Raw genomic sequence first — 15154 nt, forward strand, 5'->3', positions numbered from 1 at the left:
ATGTAATATTTTTAAGAACCAGTCTGGCCGGTATCAGCATATCTCACTTGCCTTCAAGAATTTTGATCACGCTCCACTTTCTGATAACCCTTGTCCTTTCTGTCACAAAAAACGGCATGAATACAAGGTGATCAGGACACTGCGTTGGCAGAACCGAGAAGACTCGCATCTGTGGGATCACCGATTGGAGCATTTAATGAAACCGTTGAAACTATTGCTTTCTACGAGTGACCTTTTCATTCTTACACCAAACCAATCTCTTACGTGGGAATCCCATCAGAAGTGCTGCAGCTATCCTGGGGGCTTCTTGATGTGAAATGTCCATATGTGACAGACTGACGCGCTCACAGAGCTTGTCCAACCCCTCCTCTGCTCAGAAGCTAGTTCTGAACAGAGGAGGGGTTTTGAATTTGTAGACACTAATTTTAATGAGACCCGCCGCTCAGTGATGTACATTACTTTCATGTTCTATCAAAATATGTTGTACGTTCAAATTTGATGTGTACAATCTAATTAAAGTTTGTACGCCATGATGTGCAGGGAATCTATCTGTGAGGAAAAACGATGAAACGCGATTACGGTAGTGTGGGTACTATAGCGCTCAGAGCAAGTGCTTTACTCCAGGCTATGAGCCGGGATATCGAGGAGCAAAGGAAAGAATTTAATCTGACTGAATATCATCAGACATATACTCGAAATGCTGTGGCAAAGTTACCAAAATTGAGCCGTCGTATAGTTGAATTGGCCGTAAAAGAAATGGAAGAAAGCGGCTACGAATTCAATAAAAAGCAAGTTGGCAACGTCGAGCAATACGCATTAACAATTCAGAACGTCATTGATATATACGCCCACCGGCAGATACCTAAATACCGTGATATTCATAAAGATCCTTATGTGATTTTTGTCGTAAACCTAAAAGGTGGGGTATCAAAAACAGTCAGTACAGTAACGCTTGCACATGCGCTACGTGTACACCAGGACTTGCTCCGCCATGATCTTCGTATCCTGGTTATAGACCTTGATCCTCAGGCATCTAGTACCATGTTTTTGGACCACACTCATAGTATTGGTACTGTTCTCGAAACAGCCGCTCAGGCAATGCTGAATGATCTCGATGCTGAAACATTGCGAGAAGCGGTTATTCGGCCCACCATTATTCCTGGCGTTGATGTGATCCCTGCATCTATTGATGACGGCTTCGTGGCGAGCCAGTGGGAGTCTTTGGTTGCAGAACATTTACCTGGCCTTAAGCCTTCTGAAGTACTCAGGAAAACAATCATTGACCGTATCGCAGGTGATTACGATTTTGTGTTCATTGATACTGGCCCTCATCTTGATCCCTTCCTTCTGAATGGTCTGGCTGCGAGTGATTTGCTACTAACCCCTACCCCTCCAGCACAGGTTGATTTCCATTCAACCCTTAAATACTTAACACGTTTGCCTGAAATGCTCGAACGTCTTGAAGAGGAAGGTGTAGAGCCACGCCTGAGTGCAAGTATTGGATTTATGTCAAAAATGACCAGTAAGCGCGATCATGAGACGTCCCATAGTCTGGCTCGTGAGGTGTATGCAAGTAACATTCTGGACTCGTCACTTCCACGGTTGGATGGATTCGAACGATGTGGTGAATCTTTTGACACCATCATTAGTGCTAACCCTGTTTCGTACCCGGGAAGTGCAGAGGCACTGAAAAAAGCACGTACCGAAGCGGAACGTTTTACTAAAGCCGTTTTTGATCGCATTGAATACATTCGGGGAGCGTCCAAATGAAAAAGGTTTTAGCTAGAGGGCGCGTTCTGGGTAATAGCAATTCAGAGTTCGCCCGTATGCTGGAGAGTGACGGAGATGTCAAAACCTTTACACTTAAATCAGGTAAGCAGGCCAAATTTGTCAAAACGGTAGTGTTAAGCGGAGAGATTGAATTAAAGACGTTCGTTGATGCTTCGGTTAATGGACGCGATCAGGCTATGCTTTCGCGCGAGTCAGTTACTGACATTTCCCGCACGATTAAACTTCAACAATTCTTTCCTGCTATTGGTCGGGAAGTTAACGGACGAATTGAAATATTAGACGGTACTCGTCGTCGGGCTGCCTGCATCTATAACAACGTAAAATTCGAAATTTTGGTAACAAAAGACGATATTGATCTTGCAGACGCAAGGCAGCTTGCAAAAGACATACAGACTGCAAGAGAGCATAGTCTTCGAGAACTGGGAAAACGACTGGAAGTTACCTATGGGACCAGTATGACTAAAGAAGAGATTGCTCTGGCTGAAAATATCTCTTCTGCAAAAGTTACACGGGCATTTCAGGCGGCATCAGTACCGGACGAAATGATCTCTGTATTTCCTGTAATAAATGATATTTCGCTGTCGGATTATCAATTTTTATTGAAACTGTCTGAAGAAGCAAACCACAAAAAAACGTCAGTGAAGGAGTTGATGGATAAAGTGCGGCAAAAGCTGATGGCTCTGCCTGATTATCCAGCAATTGATAAAAGCAAAATCTTGTCAGTCTTTCGGGCAGAGAGCAAAGCTCTTATGGAGCCGCCTGCAAAAACTGTTGAAACTGAGAAGTTGAAAGAGTTTGCTGATCGCAACCAGTTTGCAAGGAAGAAAACTGACTCGAAGAAGCGGCTTGTTGTTTATGAATTCTCACGTATATCTAATGAAGTGCAGTCAGAGATTGATGAAGCTATTAAGCGTATTCTTGAAAAACTGCCTTCATCGGGGGGATAAAAATTCAAAAAAAAGGATGCCAAATGGCATCTTTTTTTTACTTTTTTCACCATGCTTTTTTGATGCTTATTGCATTGATTATAAAGTTTTTTTTAAAATTCTTTCATAGTGAAATCACCACGAGTTATCTTGTGTTTTTGCTTCGTCATAGTTTGGCTATTGGCAAATCAGACCAGCGAGTCGTATAGGCTGGTGAAAGCATTTCTCGTTTCATTTGCCACTCAGGAGCAATGCCTCGTCCCGCAAACCAGACTTTCCCAAGTCCTGAATGGTTAATACCGTCCACGACTTTCATCAGCTGATTACTGTTGCTTCGGGGCTGAGTATCATCGAACAGATTCAGCTGTGAAACACCGGTAGGAGTGAAATCATTGAGCATGCAACCTGCTTTTGCATATCGATGGCCATTCACCCAGATCCGATCCAGCGCTTTCACCGCTGCGGCTATGATGTCCCGGGTATCCTGCGTGGGAGTCATCAGCTTTTCACTGGCCACATTCCCGTAATACGGTTCGTTTACAGCGAACGGTGACGTCTTCACAAAAACGGCAATATGCCTGCAGAACTGACGCTCGCCGCGCAGCTTTTCAGCTGCACGCTCAGCATACTGACAGACTGCCTGCCGCATGGCTTCATATGTCGTTACACGCTCCCCAAAGGAGCGGCTGCAGACAATCTGCTGTTTCGGCGGAGGCGCTTCTTCCAGCGAAATACAGCTTTCTCCGTTGAGTTCCCGGACGGTTCTCTCCAGCACAACGTTGAAATTTTTCCTGATAAATACAGGGTTCGCGCGCGCCAGCTGCAGTGCAGTTGTTATCCCCATTGTGCTCAGTTTCTTCGAGATCCTGCGGCCAACCCCCCAGATTTCGTCTACTGGCTGCAGTGACAACAGTTTCTCCGTCCGCTTTGGATTGCCTGAAGTCAGAGCAAGCACGCCTCCAAACTGCCGCCATTCCTTAGACGCCCATTGTGCGCTTTTAGCCAGCGTTTTGGTCGGCCCCATCCCGACGCCGATGGTCAACCCCGTTCCGCTTCGCACGTGCTCGCGCAGCTGGCGTCCGAAATCCTCAAAATCCATACAGCCATCTATACCCCTGATATCCAGAAACATCTCGTCGATGCTGTACTGCTCCACGCGCGGCGCCAGCTCCTCAAGGTGAGACATCACTCTGTTGGACATAGATGCATAGAGCTCGTAATTGCTCGAGAACGTGATGACCGGCTCCGGGAATTGTGCCGTCTTCAGCTGGAACCAGGGGACGCCCATTTTAATACCAAGCCGTTTCGCTTCGGCACTGCGCGCGATGACACAACCATCATTATTACTGAGCACCACAACAGGCCTGTTACGCAGGTCTGGACGAAACACCTTCTCACAGCTCGCGTAGAAGCTGTTGACGTCAGCCAGGGCGAACATTAGTTGCTACCCCGCGTCTTATGTATGAATGCCATCACCACGCCGAATATCTGCAGTTCTTCCGGATAGAGGGTGGGGTAGGCGGGATTCATCGGCAGCAGAGCAATCCGGGGTTTAAGCTGCAGGCGTTTAACGGTGAACTCGCCATCTGTCTCCGCGATGACAATATCCCCCTGCATAGGTTTTTCTGCTTTATCGACAACCATTAAATCGCCGGAGTGCAGGCCCATATCTTTCATCGAATCACCAATGGCCCGGACAAAGTAGGTCGCGCTGGGGCGACGGATACAGTAGGCGTTCAGATCCAGTTCGTCTTCGGTATAGTCCGCGGCCGGTGACGGAAAACCTGCCGGACAGCGCTCTGTGAAAAGTGGTGCGGTAGACAGTGCTGGCTCAGATGCGGGAGTGACAAAAAGGATCATGGTATACCTCTTAAAATAACTGTTTTTATATACAGTATTATTTAAGATGTTTCACGTCCTGCAAGGAGAATTTTACCTGCTCCTGCCAGGTTATTGTTCTGGCAGATAAAACAGGCTCAGGGTTATCCACAGAAACGGTGCATAACCCTGTGAGTGGATGCCAGGTATATCTCCGTCTGCTAAGCCAGCGGCTCAATAAGTTCCCGGCCCTGGCTCCGGGGATTGCCAACAGCCCGACTGACGGGGTGCCATGTGAAATCTTCGGCCGAAAGACTGCCCTCACAGGCAATGTCTTCCGCCTCTTTACCGGTTGTGTTTTCGCTGAGCCATTTACGTGCGGCAGCCGGTGAGTACACGAGCGGTCGCCGATCGTGAATGTCCAGCAGTCCCTCATCCGCAGCTGCTGTGACGATAAGGAAGCCTTCCTGGTCATTGCCGTTCTCAAAAGGTGGTTTCCCGATGGCTGCGAGCAGGAGTGGATTTCCGTCCTTACGGTAAATGAAAAACGGCTGTTTCACGCCGTTTTGCTGTTTCCATTCGAACCAGCCGTCGGCAAAAACAATGGCCCGTCCGTGCTCCCAGAGTGGCCTGAACATCCGGCTGCCGGTCGCAGTTTCACTTCTGGCGTTGATAAGAGCGGGCTTGTTCCACCACTCCGGGGCATACCCCCAGTGAACTGGATCAAGCTGCAGCTGCGAGCGGCGTTCGCTCAGCAGCAATACCCGTGTCCCGGGGGCAACGTTGTAGCGGCCGACGGGTTCCGGATCATACGGAATATCCCGTTCTGCTTCTTCTCCGAGAAAGGAAAGGTACTTCTCGCGGGAGTGATACTGCGTAAACCGACCGCACATTGTGTTTCTCCGCTGTGGAGCTCTAATCAGGGTTCACCTCAGTTCTGAACATAGGCTGTATTTCAGGTTCCTGCCATCGTGTGGCCGCCGTGCCGCTACTGTAGCCGGGCCGCTTCGAATGCAAGGGTTCGCTCTGCCGGTGTCCTCACCCGGTCGCAGTTAATTTCAAAGGCATTACCCGCTGTCTTCCCGTCGTTTTCCGTCTCAGGTTTCGCCGTCAAACCGTCCAGCCAGCGTCTGCTTTTTCACTGCGCTGCGGCTTGCGGCACCGCCCCTGCATTCTCCGCTTTTCGCCCGGCTGTCGTATCGGCACGGCGTAACTGGCGCCGCATTTGAGAAAGGAGAACTACCATGTCCCGATTTATCCAGGGTAATTGCGTCCATATCATGTCCGGATTTCCGGATAATGCTGTCGATTTCATTCTGACCGACCCGCCATATCTCGTCGGTTTTCGTGACCGTCAGGGGCGTACCATCGCCGGCGATAAAACCGATGAATGGCTGCAACCCGCCTGCCATGAGATGTATCGCGTGCTGAAAAAAGACGCGCTTCTGATTAGTTTTTACGGATGGAACCGCGTCGATCGCTTTATGGCCGCCTGGAAAAACGCGGGATTCAGCGTTGTCGGCCACCTGGTGTTTACCAAAACCTACACATCGAAGGCCGCATATGTGGGCTATCGCCACGAATGCGCCTACATCCTTGCAAAAGGCCGTCCACGTCTGCCACAAAACCCGCTGCCGGACGTGCTGGGCTGGAAATACAGCGGCAACCGGCACCACCCGACAGAAAAACCCGTAACCAGCCTGCAACCGCTGATCGAGTCCTTCACACATCCCGGCGCGATTGTGCTCGACCCTTTTGCCGGCAGTGGTTCTACCTGCGTGGCCGCGCTCCAGGCTGGCCGTCGCTACATCGGTATTGAACTGCTGGATCAGTATCACCGGGCCGGACAGCAACGTCTGGCCGCCGTCCGGCGCGCCATGCAGTACCCGGCCGCTAACGACGAGTTCCCGGAGGCCGCGTAATGAACTATGCAGGACACGAAAAACTCCGCGCAGAAGTGGCAGCAGTCGCCAACAACATGTGTGACCTGCGGGCGACGCTGAACGGGATGGAGCACCGCTATCGCTTTGACTCCGATGTGCTGGCCGAACGCCTGACCCGTCAGACCCTTTTTCGCATCAATGCCCTGTTTATGGCGGCGTACAACGAAATTCTTGAGCTGGATGCCTGCTTTAAGGACTAAGGAGAAAAACATGTACGGAACCTGTGAAACCCTGTGCCGGTTGTTAGGTGAGCTGTATCCCGCAGAAACCCCGCTGAACCTGATTATCTGGTCCCCGGCGGATATCGAAGCGCTGGCCGACGGAATGGAATATGCCGTTTCGGAGCAGGACACAAGGGCGGTACTGGCGCGTATGGACGCCATTCCGGAGGAACAACGGCTTGAGTCGGGCGTGTCTGCCGGTGCGGTGATGGATCTGATTGAACAGGTGAAAGAGGCCGCGTCGGGAGTGGTGGTGCCGGTGGAACTGCTTGAAACCCTGCTGATCACTGCCGAACAGGCGTTATGGCACAGGGAATGGACCGCCCGGGATGAGAACCATCCGGTGCCGGAAAGCATTACCCGTCGCCTGGCTGATGCGGCGAAAGTTCGCGCCTTACTGAAAAAATGAAATCTGCACGCCGCTCGGGCGGCGTGTACTGACCCCATTCAGAGGAACCCATTATGCAGGAAACCACCACGTTAAACGCCCTTGTGATGCGCCGTGCGCGCGATTTGATTGCTGATTATGGATGGCCTGACCATACCGATGTTGATCAGCGTGATCCGGTCAATAAACCGGGCTGGATAAGCATTTATGTCCGTCTGGATGCGGCAAATATTGTTCATCTGCTGCCTTTGCTTTGTACCGGTGACGTACCCGCAGAGCTGCAAAGTGCCATGACAAAAATAGCCGGGACGCCAGCGCAGATTATTTTATCCGGCAGCCGCTATGCCGACGCGCCGCAGCTTCCGGAGGACGGAACACAGATAGCGTTCCCCTGGGCCGGGGAATGGCTGACGGAGCCGGAGATTCAGGCTGTAACGGATTGCCTGTCCCGCGCCGTGCGGGATGTCTCCCGGCAGGTATGGGAGGATGCGCGCCGGATAAAGGCGGCGCTGACCACGCGCGGGGAAACGCTGTTTTATCGCCAGACCCGAAATTTCCGTCTGGTTGTGAAGGAAAATGATATGCCCTGCTGGCTGGACGATGATGACAATTTGCCGGTGGTGCTCGATGCCATCCTGAACAAAGGGGCACGCTACAGCAGCGTCGAGTTCTTTGTTATCAGCGACAAAGTTGATCAAATCCTGGCATGTGGCCAGATGTGCGATGTGCTGCGTATTCCGGGCGAGCCTCCGCGCCGGTGGATGGATTTAACCCTGTTACATGAGGTCATGGCAGAAGCGCGTGCAGAAATCAGTCTTGTCCGCAATGCCCTGTCAGCAATCCGGCCAGTGTAGCGAACAGCAGGGGGCGGCGGCCCCCTGAATCTACAACGAAGGATAAGGATGTCGCCGGCTCCGCTTTTACGGCTCTTCCTCCACGTTGTTCCGGCTTCGCGGTGAGTAACGTCCCGTGCGGCCTGCGGCAAACGCCGTGCCTCTACTATAGCCGGGCCGCGGCTGATGCAAGGGAAGCGTAAACGCCGTCACCTTCACTCGGTCGCAGTTTATTTCATACGTTATCCGCCGTCTTCCCGTCGTTTTCCGGCTCATTTTTCGCCGTCAAACCGTCCAGCCTGCTCCTGCTTTTTTACTGCGCTGCGGCTTCGGTGACGCCCTTGCATCCTCCGCTTTTCGCCCGGCTGTCGTGTCGGCACGGCGTAAGCCGGAACTCAGACGACATCGACTATGGAGGATTTTTTATGAGCACTACGACCACCACACCGGCTGTTTACGTGGGCACCTGGCATAAATACAACTGCGGCAGCATTTTCGGCAAATGGTTTGATCTGACGGAGTTTGACGGCAGGGAGGATTTTTACGAGGCCTGTCAGGCACTGCATGCCGATGAATGGGATGCCGAGTTTATGTTCCAGGACTGGGAAGGTATCCCGTCACACTTCGTCTCTGAAAGCTCCATTGACTGGGATTTTATCGCCGCTTACAAACGCGCCGAAGAAGAGAGCAGGGAAGCCGCTTTTATCGCCTGGGCGGAGTATACCGGCGAGTGTGACTATGACGCGTTTGATGATGCGTACCGCGGCGAGGCGGAAAGTGAGGAGGACTATGCGCGGGAGATGGTTGAGGACAACGGCCTGTTAAATGAGGTGCCGGAGCCGTTGCGCAGCTATTTCGATTTTGAAGCCTGGGCGCGTGACCTGTTCAGCAGCGGCTATGTGTTCCATGACGGTTATGTCTTCAGCAACTGATTTATGTCCGGCGGGGAAACCCGCCGGACAGGGAGAAAACGTATGAAACTTGCACCACAAAGCCGTGAGATCCTGCGACAGTACAAAGCCCTGATTAATGCCCGCCGACGTGATGCCGGTCAGCGGGAACTGACCACCGCGCAGGTGATGGATGAAATTTGTTACTACATGACGTGTCAGTGTGCCGTGTACATCGGCGGTCATTTCATCTTACAGGGCGGTAAAGGGCAGTAAGTATGATTGCAGGCGTCCGGCCCGGAGGGCGCCTGTCAGCCCGCGCGAAAACCCGGGCAGGCTGCGCCTGCCGGAGAGAAACTTCGCCGCGCCTCCGGCGCCGCGCACTCTCCTCTCCGTTGTCCGTCGCTGTTGCCCGGGAATGGGCGTATTATCCGGGATATCTTTCTGTAAAGCAGACCGGTGATGCATATGTCGAAGTGGAATATCGCCTCTTTCTCAAAAGAAGAGCAGGATAAGGTCTCAGTCGATAAAGCCGCCGCCGCTGTTGCCTGGCAGGAACGGATGAACAAGCCTGTGGTGCCAGAGCTGGCTGAACGGGAACAGCCTGAACATCTTCGCCAGTATTTCCGGCAAAGGCTGGAAGTTCATCGGCAGAACAGTCAGCAGCTGCCGCGCGCAAATGCGCCCGAATATAATAAACCCGGTGATGAGCAGCAGAAGTGATTCTTATAGTCAGTGTGTCCAGGGAGGAAAATCTGTGCGTATGTCTCTGATGTTTGCAGCCGTGACTCTTTTAACCGGTATTAACCTGTTGTTTATTCCGTTTCAGCCTGTACCGGCTCTGTGGGGGGGAATCCTGGCCGTTGCTTTTATACTGATGAATGTCGTGGCGGATAAATTGCGTCTCTGGAGTGGCGTTGCATGGATTATCGTTGCCGGCATCATCATAACGTTGATGCTGAAGGGGAAGGAGCCGGGTGACGAATTAAGAGTGCTGATCACCGTTTTTGCTTTCCTGGCTTCAGCCTGGTACAGCGTTGTGCAGTACAGAAAAGAAAAGCATTTTCGCTCCTGATGTTCCCGGCAGGTATTAAGCCGGATAATTGTCAGCCATCTCGTGACTGCTCCCCGCCCTGTTGGCGAGGTTTCCCATTAAGCCGCATGTAATCCATTCTTATCCTCCCGTTCCCGTTTTCACTACGGGCGACTTCCCTGACGGGAACCGGGGCTGTCATGCTTCGCACCGAGCCAGCTGCGCTGTCTCTGCCCGGCCCCTTCGGGGCAGCGGGTTTCCATCCCAGGCTGTCGCAACGTCAACGGCAGGCTTGCTGCGACCGTTCCGGTCACGCCGCCCTTTTTACGCGCCGTATCCTGCGCTTTCTGCACCCCGGCAAACTGACGCCGGGCTGTAAGGCGCAACGCCGTTTCGCGCCCGCGCTTTCCGTCGTTGCGGCGGGTTCCTGCTCATTCCTTGCCTGGTTTTTTCACCCTTTTGAGTCCTTTCGCCGGGGCTGAGACAAGCACAGTCGCTGTCAGCTGTCCAGGGTAAATGGCACGCGGTAAACCGCGCCCTGGACATCCGCCATCGCCCGCGCTGGTTTACGCCCTTGCGGCGAACGGCTCTCAAACGGGTGAAGGTAACAACCAGCGGGCGCGTTCAGCAGGTCCCCGCAAAACGTCAAAACCGCGGCCCCGGCAACTCAACGGGTGATGGTTTTTAAAAGCAAAACAAACGGAAGGAGATTCATCATGACAGTACGCGGCATCAACAAAGTCATCATCGTGGGTAATCTGGGCCAGGACCCGGAAGTCCGTTATATGCCCAATGGCGGCGCGGTCGCTAATCTTAGCCTCGCCACTTCGGAGTCCTGGCGCGATAAACAGACCGGAGAGATGCGCGAAAACACCGAATGGCATCGCGTGGTGCTGTTTGGCAAGCTCGCGGAAGTGGCCAGCGAGTATCTGCGCAAGGGCGCTCAGGTGTACGTCGAAGGGCAGTTACGTACCCGCAACTGGCAGGACGACAGCGGCGTAACGCGCTATGTCACTGAAATCGTTGTCGGACAGAACGGCACTATGCAGATGCTGGGCGGTCGTCGTGACGGCGGTCAGCCACAGAACACGGCTCCACAGCAACCCGCACAACCGCAGAGTCCTGCCGCTCCGGCACAACCTGCTGGCTCCCCTGAAAAATCCCCGAAAAAAGGCGGCAGAAAACCCCGTCAGACTACAGCGCCGTCTCAGCAGGTGCCGCAGCCGTTACCGGACGATTATCCGCCGATGGATGATGATGCCCCGTTTTGACCAGCATGATGAAAACGCCCCGCAACCAGCGGGGCAGGAAAAGGAGAAAGACATGACCAGCAACGTTATACCGCCCCTTCAGTCACTGCCAGATGGCACATTCACTCGCGAACAGGCTGAAGCGGTCGCAGCGCAGTATCAGAATGTCGCGATTGAAGACGATCAGGGAACGCACTTTCGCCTGGTGGTTCGTCAGAACGGCGAAATGGTGTGGCGGGTATGGAATTTTGAGCCGGGTGGTGAGTACCTGATGAACCGTTATATCCGGGACTACGGCATCCGTAAACAGCAGTAAAAAGGTGCCCTGCCGGAGCAGCAACTCCGCAGGGCCGGACAGTAATCAATATCTGTGAGGAGTATCAACTATGTCAGTAACCGAGTCTAAAGCAAAAAAGGTTAAAAAAGCCAGCCCCAAAGCGTCAACGCGTAAAGCTGATGCTCAGTCAGACGTCCTGGTTGCCGTACTGGACAGTGCCCCTGTCAGTTACACCGCATGGTCCCGCCTGTTTATCGGGGATCTCAACTGCCGTCTTATCCCGCACACGCCGGAAGAAATCAGGGGTTATGCCGACAGTATTTTCGCGGTCGGGCAAATCCATAACATCGTGGTCGTGGAATGTGATGATGGTCGGCTGGAAGTGGTATGCGGCGGTGGGCGTACCAAAGCCATCGGTTTGCTGGTTGAAGAAGGGAAGGTCGACCCCGATCACGAATGGATCTCCTGCAAAGTGGTTCCCCGCGAACTGGCGAGGGCTATCTCTCTGACTGAAAACGGCAGACACAAGACAATGCACCCTGCCGAGCAGATCGCCGGATTCCGTTCTCTGGCAGAAGAAGGGAAAACACCAGCGCAAATCGGGGACCTGCTGGGCTACGGTGTGAAGCACGTCCAGCGCATGCTCAGGCTCGCAGGACTGGCTCCGGTTCTTCTTCAGGCACTGGCAGAGGACAAAATAACCACCGAACACTGTCAGGCGCTGGCGCTGGAAGATAATCCCGACCGTCAGGTGCAGGTGTATGAGGCTGCGTGTCGTCAGAGTTGGAACAATAAACCGGAAGTGCGTGTGATACGTAATCTGATCACCGACAGCCAGGTTTCCACCCTCAACAACAGCAAGTACGCATTTGTAGGGGAAAACGCCTTCTCCGGCGATGAAATCCGCGCTGACCTGTTCAGTGACGAACAGGGTGGTTTTGTGGACAAACTGGCGCTGGATACGGCCCTGCTGGAAAAACTCCAGGTGGTGGCAGAGTGCCTGAAAGAGGCCGAGGGCTGGGCATGGGCCACCGGACGCCTGGATGCGGTCAGTTATCACGGCGAAGACAGTGTGGTGTACCGGATTCAGCATGAACCTGACGCGGTTTACACGGAGCAGGAACAGCAGCGCATGGATGAATTGCAGGGCGAGTATGACGAGAACCAGACCGCCAGCGATGAAACAGACGCGATGGAGTCAGAGATGGAGGCCATCGAATGCGCGGCACAGCTCCGGGCATGGACGCCGGAAATGCGCGCACAGTCCGGTGTGGTGGTGTCATGGCGTCAGGGTGACGTTTATGTCCAGCGCGGGGTGATCCTGCGTGAGCAGTCTGAAACGGAAGACGAACCTGCTCAGGTTCCTGTATATGAGCGCCAGCCCGAACCCGTTGACGAAATCAGTCTGCCTCTGCTGACGAAGATGTCCTCTGAACGTACGCTGGCCCTTCAGGCTGCGCTGGTACAGAAGCCAGAGAAAACGGTAGCTCTGATGGTCTGGCGTCTGTGTACCTGCGTTTTCGATAACTGTACCACGACCCGTCATCCGTTCGTGATGCGTCTTGAGGTGCATCACAACCGTCTGGTCAGTGAAGCCCCGTCCGGTGAAGAGGGAAAAGCGTGGCAGTCCCTTATGCAGGAAAAAGCCCGTCTGGAGGCGCTGTTGCCGGAAGGCTGGAAAAAGGATTTCACCACCTTTTTTACCCTTGACGGAAAGACGCTGATGTCCCTGATGGTCTTCTGTACGGCCTGTTCTGTCGATGGTGTGCAGACCAGAACGATGGGACATACCACACGCAGTGATCTTGATGGTGTTGAACGTGCTGTTGATTTCAATCTGCATGAATGGTGGCAGCCGACGAAGAACAATTTCTTCGACTACCTGAAAAAGCCACAGATTGTTCAAATCCTCAGTGAGAACGGTTTGAGCGGGGCCGCCAGCGATGCGCTGAAAATGAAGAAATCTGACGCAGCGGACCTGGCTGAAACCATGATGGCCCGTCACTGTCCTCAGTGGGTGCCTGTCTGGATGCGCGCCCCTGATGCAAAAACGCCGGATGCTGAAGCAGAAAATAACGCTTCTGATGCTACCGCCACTGACGTCCCGCCTGTGGCTCACAACAACATTCCAGATGCAGCCTGATAACGGAGGCCGCCCCTTCGGGGGCGGCAGTAAGGAGAACATGATGCGTAACATTATTACCCCTGATGTGCTGAAAACCATGATCCCCCAGGAATATGAGGACTGGCGGGAAGGTGGCGAAGATTTACGCCGCGAACTGACCCATGCCGTGATGCGTGACCTTGACTGTCCGGCTCACTGGGACCTGAACGGCGAGTACCGCAGTGAGTTCGGCGGTTTTTTCCCGGTGCAGATCCGTTTCACGCCATCCCACGGCAATTTCAGCCTGGCAGTGTGCAGTCCCGGTGATATCAGCCCGTCCTGGATGGTGGTGTTTATTCCTGCCAGTGGTCGCCCTTTCTCTGTGATCTGCACGCTGCCAGCCTGGTCGCCGGAGGTTATCAGCCACACGTTGAGTCTTGTCGCCCGCCTCGATGCCGATGGTTACAGTCAGGCCAGTATCATCAGCGTTCTGGCGATGGAGGGTACATTATGATCCCGGCAAACCTGTCACTGGTCCCTCTGAGTCATGAGCGTCGTGCGGTAATGCAGGCCATCGCAGAGGTGGAAGCAAAATACGAGCGCGGTATCGGTGTCGCTGAATTTCCCTATGCCCGCACCTTTTTCCGCATCCTGAACGGCAGTAAGCGTGTCACCGTAAAGGATATCGGCTGGTTCTCTCCAGGGCTGACGGATCAGTCGCTGCGGGGAAATAAACAGGACTGGCTGGCGGCGATCGACCGGCTGATTGAAAGTCGTGGCGCATGTTGCTGGTTACCCCTGTCGCTTTCTGATGGCTGGCGACTGTTCCCGGAAACGAAGTTTCAGATGCAGGAGCGTACCCGAAGGCACAGTGAACTGGGTGCTGAAAAATACACCCGCCAGCGCCGAAAAGAGGCGTGCCAGCGCGAAATGGCGTATCAGGCGCTGGCGGGGCAGGCGGAAATTGAGCTGGCTTTTCATACCCCGGAAACGGTCAGCAGCTGGAGCGCACGCTGGTCGGGTACTGAACTGCGCCAGTACGACCTGGAGGAAATGTTCTGGCGCTGGAGTGAGCGTTTTCCGTCACTGGCATCGATGGAACGCTGGATGATGGCGAATCAGCCATTCTGGAGTGTGATGGTGGAGTCTGATGCTCTCGCTAAAGAAAGCCCGGAACCGGTCAGACAACTGGAGCGATGGATGGTACCCAACAAGCTGATACACCGGAGCCATGCATGAAGTGGCGTTACTCGTTGCGCTGGAGACTGCCCCGGACACCATGTCCCGGACCGCAGGAACTGGTGTCAGAAGTGGTGGAGGCCGGGAAGCCCGCTCCTGAATCGGTGATGGCCCGCTGGGTGGCAGGTGTCGGGTATGCGGTGTGTGTGGATTTCCTGGATGACAGGCAGATCAGGCGCTGGAGCGATGAGCGGAAAGCGGCTACCCGCAGACGAAATCTGGAGCGCCGCGTAAACCGGATCGCGCCACTGTTTGCTGATGAGCTTATCGAGCGGGAACTGGAAACCCGACCGGAGTATTTTCAGGGAAAGACCATGAATATGCCTCCCAAAGGAGGGGAGTCATGCTGAAGGTTATGAGCCGTATGGTCAGACAACGGATTTATATCTGTTAAAACACTTTTGGTAAGGAAAGACTATGACTCACGTATTTGTTTATCTC

General features: G+C 53.6%; 20 protein-coding genes. 17 read left to right on the forward strand and 3 right to left on the reverse strand.

The features are described from left to right. Nucleotides 1-564: 564 nt before the first annotated feature. Both FOB24_RS00420 and FOB24_RS00425 read left to right on the forward strand, forming a co-directional pair. Nucleotides 565-1770: an AAA family ATPase gene (locus FOB24_RS00420; RefSeq protein ID WP_000817638.1), complete on the forward strand. Its 1206-nt coding sequence runs from the start codon at nt 565-567 to the stop codon at nt 1768-1770. Further along, a complete protein-coding gene (locus FOB24_RS00425) occupies nt 1767-2738 on the forward strand; it encodes a ParB family protein (protein WP_000756331.1) in 972 nt (323 codons plus the stop codon). Before FOB24_RS00420 ends, FOB24_RS00425 begins: the two co-directional genes overlap by 4 nt. 145 nt (nt 2739-2883) lie before the next feature. On the opposite strand, the gene FOB24_RS00430 is transcribed toward FOB24_RS00425, so the two are convergent. From FOB24_RS00430 to FOB24_RS00440, 3 genes are all read right to left on the reverse strand, one after another. After that, complete coding sequence (locus FOB24_RS00430; protein ID WP_000457553.1) at nt 2884-4155, reverse strand: Y-family DNA polymerase; 1272 nt, start codon at nt 4153-4155, stop codon at nt 2884-2886. Then, nucleotides 4155-4577, reverse strand: coding sequence for a translesion error-prone DNA polymerase V autoproteolytic subunit (gene umuD, locus FOB24_RS00435; RefSeq protein WP_000600201.1), 423 nt, complete (start codon nt 4575-4577; stop codon nt 4155-4157). Before umuD ends, FOB24_RS00430 begins: the two co-directional genes overlap by 1 nt. Before the next feature lie 179 nt (nt 4578-4756). Beyond that, nucleotides 4757-5428 (reverse strand): SOS response-associated peptidase family protein, encoded by a 672-nt coding sequence (locus tag FOB24_RS00440; protein WP_000334635.1) that lies wholly within the window; start codon nt 5426-5428, stop codon nt 4757-4759. A 351-nt stretch (nt 5429-5779) separates the two neighbouring features. Here FOB24_RS00440 and FOB24_RS00445 point away from each other — a divergent pair, with 351 nt between their 5' ends. From FOB24_RS00445 to FOB24_RS00515, 15 genes are all read left to right on the forward strand, one after another. Continuing rightward, a complete protein-coding gene (locus tag FOB24_RS00445) occupies nt 5780-6457 on the forward strand; it encodes a DNA methylase (protein ID WP_000085947.1) in 678 nt (225 codons plus the stop codon). Then, nucleotides 6457-6678 (forward strand): hypothetical protein, encoded by a 222-nt coding sequence (locus tag FOB24_RS00450; RefSeq protein ID WP_001104877.1) that lies wholly within the window; start codon nt 6457-6459, stop codon nt 6676-6678. Before FOB24_RS00445 ends, FOB24_RS00450 begins: the two co-directional genes overlap by 1 nt. Before the next feature lie 10 nt (nt 6679-6688). Then, nucleotides 6689-7108: a DUF1380 family protein gene (locus FOB24_RS00455; protein ID WP_000274510.1), complete on the forward strand. Its 420-nt coding sequence runs from the start codon at nt 6689-6691 to the stop codon at nt 7106-7108. A 53-nt stretch (nt 7109-7161) separates the two neighbouring features. Next, nucleotides 7162-7941 carry a hypothetical protein gene (locus tag FOB24_RS00460; protein WP_003830760.1) on the forward strand — a complete coding sequence of 260 codons (780 nt, stop codon included), beginning with the start codon at nt 7162-7164 and terminating at the stop codon, nt 7939-7941. A 404-nt stretch (nt 7942-8345) separates the two neighbouring features. Beyond that, complete coding sequence (locus FOB24_RS00465) at nt 8346-8852, forward strand: antirestriction protein ArdA (RefSeq protein ID WP_000108571.1); 507 nt, start codon at nt 8346-8348, stop codon at nt 8850-8852. Between the two features lie 42 nt (nt 8853-8894). Next, nucleotides 8895-9086, forward strand: a complete 192-nt coding sequence (locus tag FOB24_RS00470) for a hypothetical protein (RefSeq protein WP_000761848.1) — start codon at nt 8895-8897, stop codon at nt 9084-9086. A gap of 192 nt (nt 9087-9278) precedes the next feature. Continuing rightward, entirely contained in the window at nt 9279-9533 is a 255-nt protein-coding gene (locus FOB24_RS00475) for a DNA polymerase III subunit theta (RefSeq protein WP_000049508.1), read from the forward strand. Nucleotides 9534-9567: 34 nt separating this feature from the next. Beyond that, a complete protein-coding gene (locus FOB24_RS00480; protein ID WP_003830759.1) occupies nt 9568-9885 on the forward strand; it encodes a hypothetical protein in 318 nt (105 codons plus the stop codon). Nucleotides 9886-10043: 158 nt separating this feature from the next. After that, a complete protein-coding gene (locus tag FOB24_RS24610) occupies nt 10044-10325 on the forward strand; it encodes a hypothetical protein (protein ID WP_162798824.1) in 282 nt (93 codons plus the stop codon). Nucleotides 10326-10559: 234 nt separating this feature from the next. After that, on the forward strand, nt 10560-11114 hold the full coding sequence (locus FOB24_RS00490; protein ID WP_000218312.1) for a single-stranded DNA-binding protein: 555 nt from the start codon (nt 10560-10562) through the stop codon (nt 11112-11114). A 52-nt stretch (nt 11115-11166) separates the two neighbouring features. Then, nucleotides 11167-11409, forward strand: coding sequence for a DUF905 domain-containing protein (locus FOB24_RS00495; RefSeq protein WP_015062663.1), 243 nt, complete (start codon nt 11167-11169; stop codon nt 11407-11409). 70 nt (nt 11410-11479) lie between these two features. Beyond that, on the forward strand, nt 11480-13513 hold the full coding sequence (locus FOB24_RS00500; RefSeq protein ID WP_000117155.1) for a ParB/RepB/Spo0J family partition protein: 2034 nt from the start codon (nt 11480-11482) through the stop codon (nt 13511-13513). 40 nt (nt 13514-13553) lie between these two features. Beyond that, complete coding sequence (gene psiB, locus FOB24_RS00505) at nt 13554-13988, forward strand: conjugation system SOS inhibitor PsiB (protein WP_015059789.1); 435 nt, start codon at nt 13554-13556, stop codon at nt 13986-13988. Beyond that, nucleotides 13985-14713 carry a plasmid SOS inhibition protein A gene (locus tag FOB24_RS00510; protein ID WP_000611691.1) on the forward strand — a complete coding sequence of 243 codons (729 nt, stop codon included), beginning with the start codon at nt 13985-13987 and terminating at the stop codon, nt 14711-14713. The genes psiB and FOB24_RS00510 overlap by 4 nt, the downstream gene beginning before the upstream one ends. Further along, a complete protein-coding gene (locus FOB24_RS00515; RefSeq protein ID WP_000872088.1) occupies nt 14710-15063 on the forward strand; it encodes a hypothetical protein in 354 nt (117 codons plus the stop codon). The genes FOB24_RS00510 and FOB24_RS00515 overlap by 4 nt, the downstream gene beginning before the upstream one ends. Nucleotides 15064-15154: the final 91 nt, after the last annotated feature.

The sequence above is a fragment of the Citrobacter werkmanii genome (genome assembly GCF_008693645.1).
GTDB lineage: Bacteria > Pseudomonadota > Gammaproteobacteria > Enterobacterales > Enterobacteriaceae > Citrobacter > Citrobacter werkmanii.

Bases quoted from the DNA above. Each gene is read 5' to 3' on its own strand.
- FOB24_RS00420 (WP_000817638.1), top strand. From the start codon at position 565: ATGAAACGCGATTACGGTAGTGTGGGTACTATAGCGCTCAGAGCAAGT.
- FOB24_RS00425 (WP_000756331.1), top strand. From the start codon at position 1,767: ATGAAAAAGGTTTTAGCTAGAGGGCGCGTTCTGGGTAATAGCAATTCA.
- FOB24_RS00430 (WP_000457553.1), bottom strand. From the start codon at position 4,155: ATGTTCGCCCTGGCTGACGTCAACAGCTTCTACGCGAGCTGTGAGAAG.
- umuD (WP_000600201.1), bottom strand. From the start codon at position 4,577: ATGATCCTTTTTGTCACTCCCGCATCTGAGCCAGCACTGTCTACCGCA.
- FOB24_RS00440 (WP_000334635.1), bottom strand. From the start codon at position 5,428: ATGTGCGGTCGGTTTACGCAGTATCACTCCCGCGAGAAGTACCTTTCC.
- FOB24_RS00445 (WP_000085947.1), top strand. From the start codon at position 5,780: ATGTCCCGATTTATCCAGGGTAATTGCGTCCATATCATGTCCGGATTT.
- FOB24_RS00450 (WP_001104877.1), top strand. From the start codon at position 6,457: ATGAACTATGCAGGACACGAAAAACTCCGCGCAGAAGTGGCAGCAGTC.
- FOB24_RS00455 (WP_000274510.1), top strand. From the start codon at position 6,689: ATGTACGGAACCTGTGAAACCCTGTGCCGGTTGTTAGGTGAGCTGTAT.
- FOB24_RS00460 (WP_003830760.1), top strand. From the start codon at position 7,162: ATGCAGGAAACCACCACGTTAAACGCCCTTGTGATGCGCCGTGCGCGC.
- FOB24_RS00465 (WP_000108571.1), top strand. From the start codon at position 8,346: ATGAGCACTACGACCACCACACCGGCTGTTTACGTGGGCACCTGGCAT.
- FOB24_RS00470 (WP_000761848.1), top strand. From the start codon at position 8,895: ATGAAACTTGCACCACAAAGCCGTGAGATCCTGCGACAGTACAAAGCC.
- FOB24_RS00475 (WP_000049508.1), top strand. From the start codon at position 9,279: ATGTCGAAGTGGAATATCGCCTCTTTCTCAAAAGAAGAGCAGGATAAG.
- FOB24_RS24610 (WP_162798824.1), top strand. From the start codon at position 10,044: ATGCTTCGCACCGAGCCAGCTGCGCTGTCTCTGCCCGGCCCCTTCGGG.
- FOB24_RS00490 (WP_000218312.1), top strand. From the start codon at position 10,560: ATGACAGTACGCGGCATCAACAAAGTCATCATCGTGGGTAATCTGGGC.
- FOB24_RS00495 (WP_015062663.1), top strand. From the start codon at position 11,167: ATGACCAGCAACGTTATACCGCCCCTTCAGTCACTGCCAGATGGCACA.
- FOB24_RS00500 (WP_000117155.1), top strand. From the start codon at position 11,480: ATGTCAGTAACCGAGTCTAAAGCAAAAAAGGTTAAAAAAGCCAGCCCC.
- psiB (WP_015059789.1), top strand. From the start codon at position 13,554: ATGATGCGTAACATTATTACCCCTGATGTGCTGAAAACCATGATCCCC.
- FOB24_RS00510 (WP_000611691.1), top strand. From the start codon at position 13,985: ATGATCCCGGCAAACCTGTCACTGGTCCCTCTGAGTCATGAGCGTCGT.
- FOB24_RS00515 (WP_000872088.1), top strand. From the start codon at position 14,710: ATGAAGTGGCGTTACTCGTTGCGCTGGAGACTGCCCCGGACACCATGT.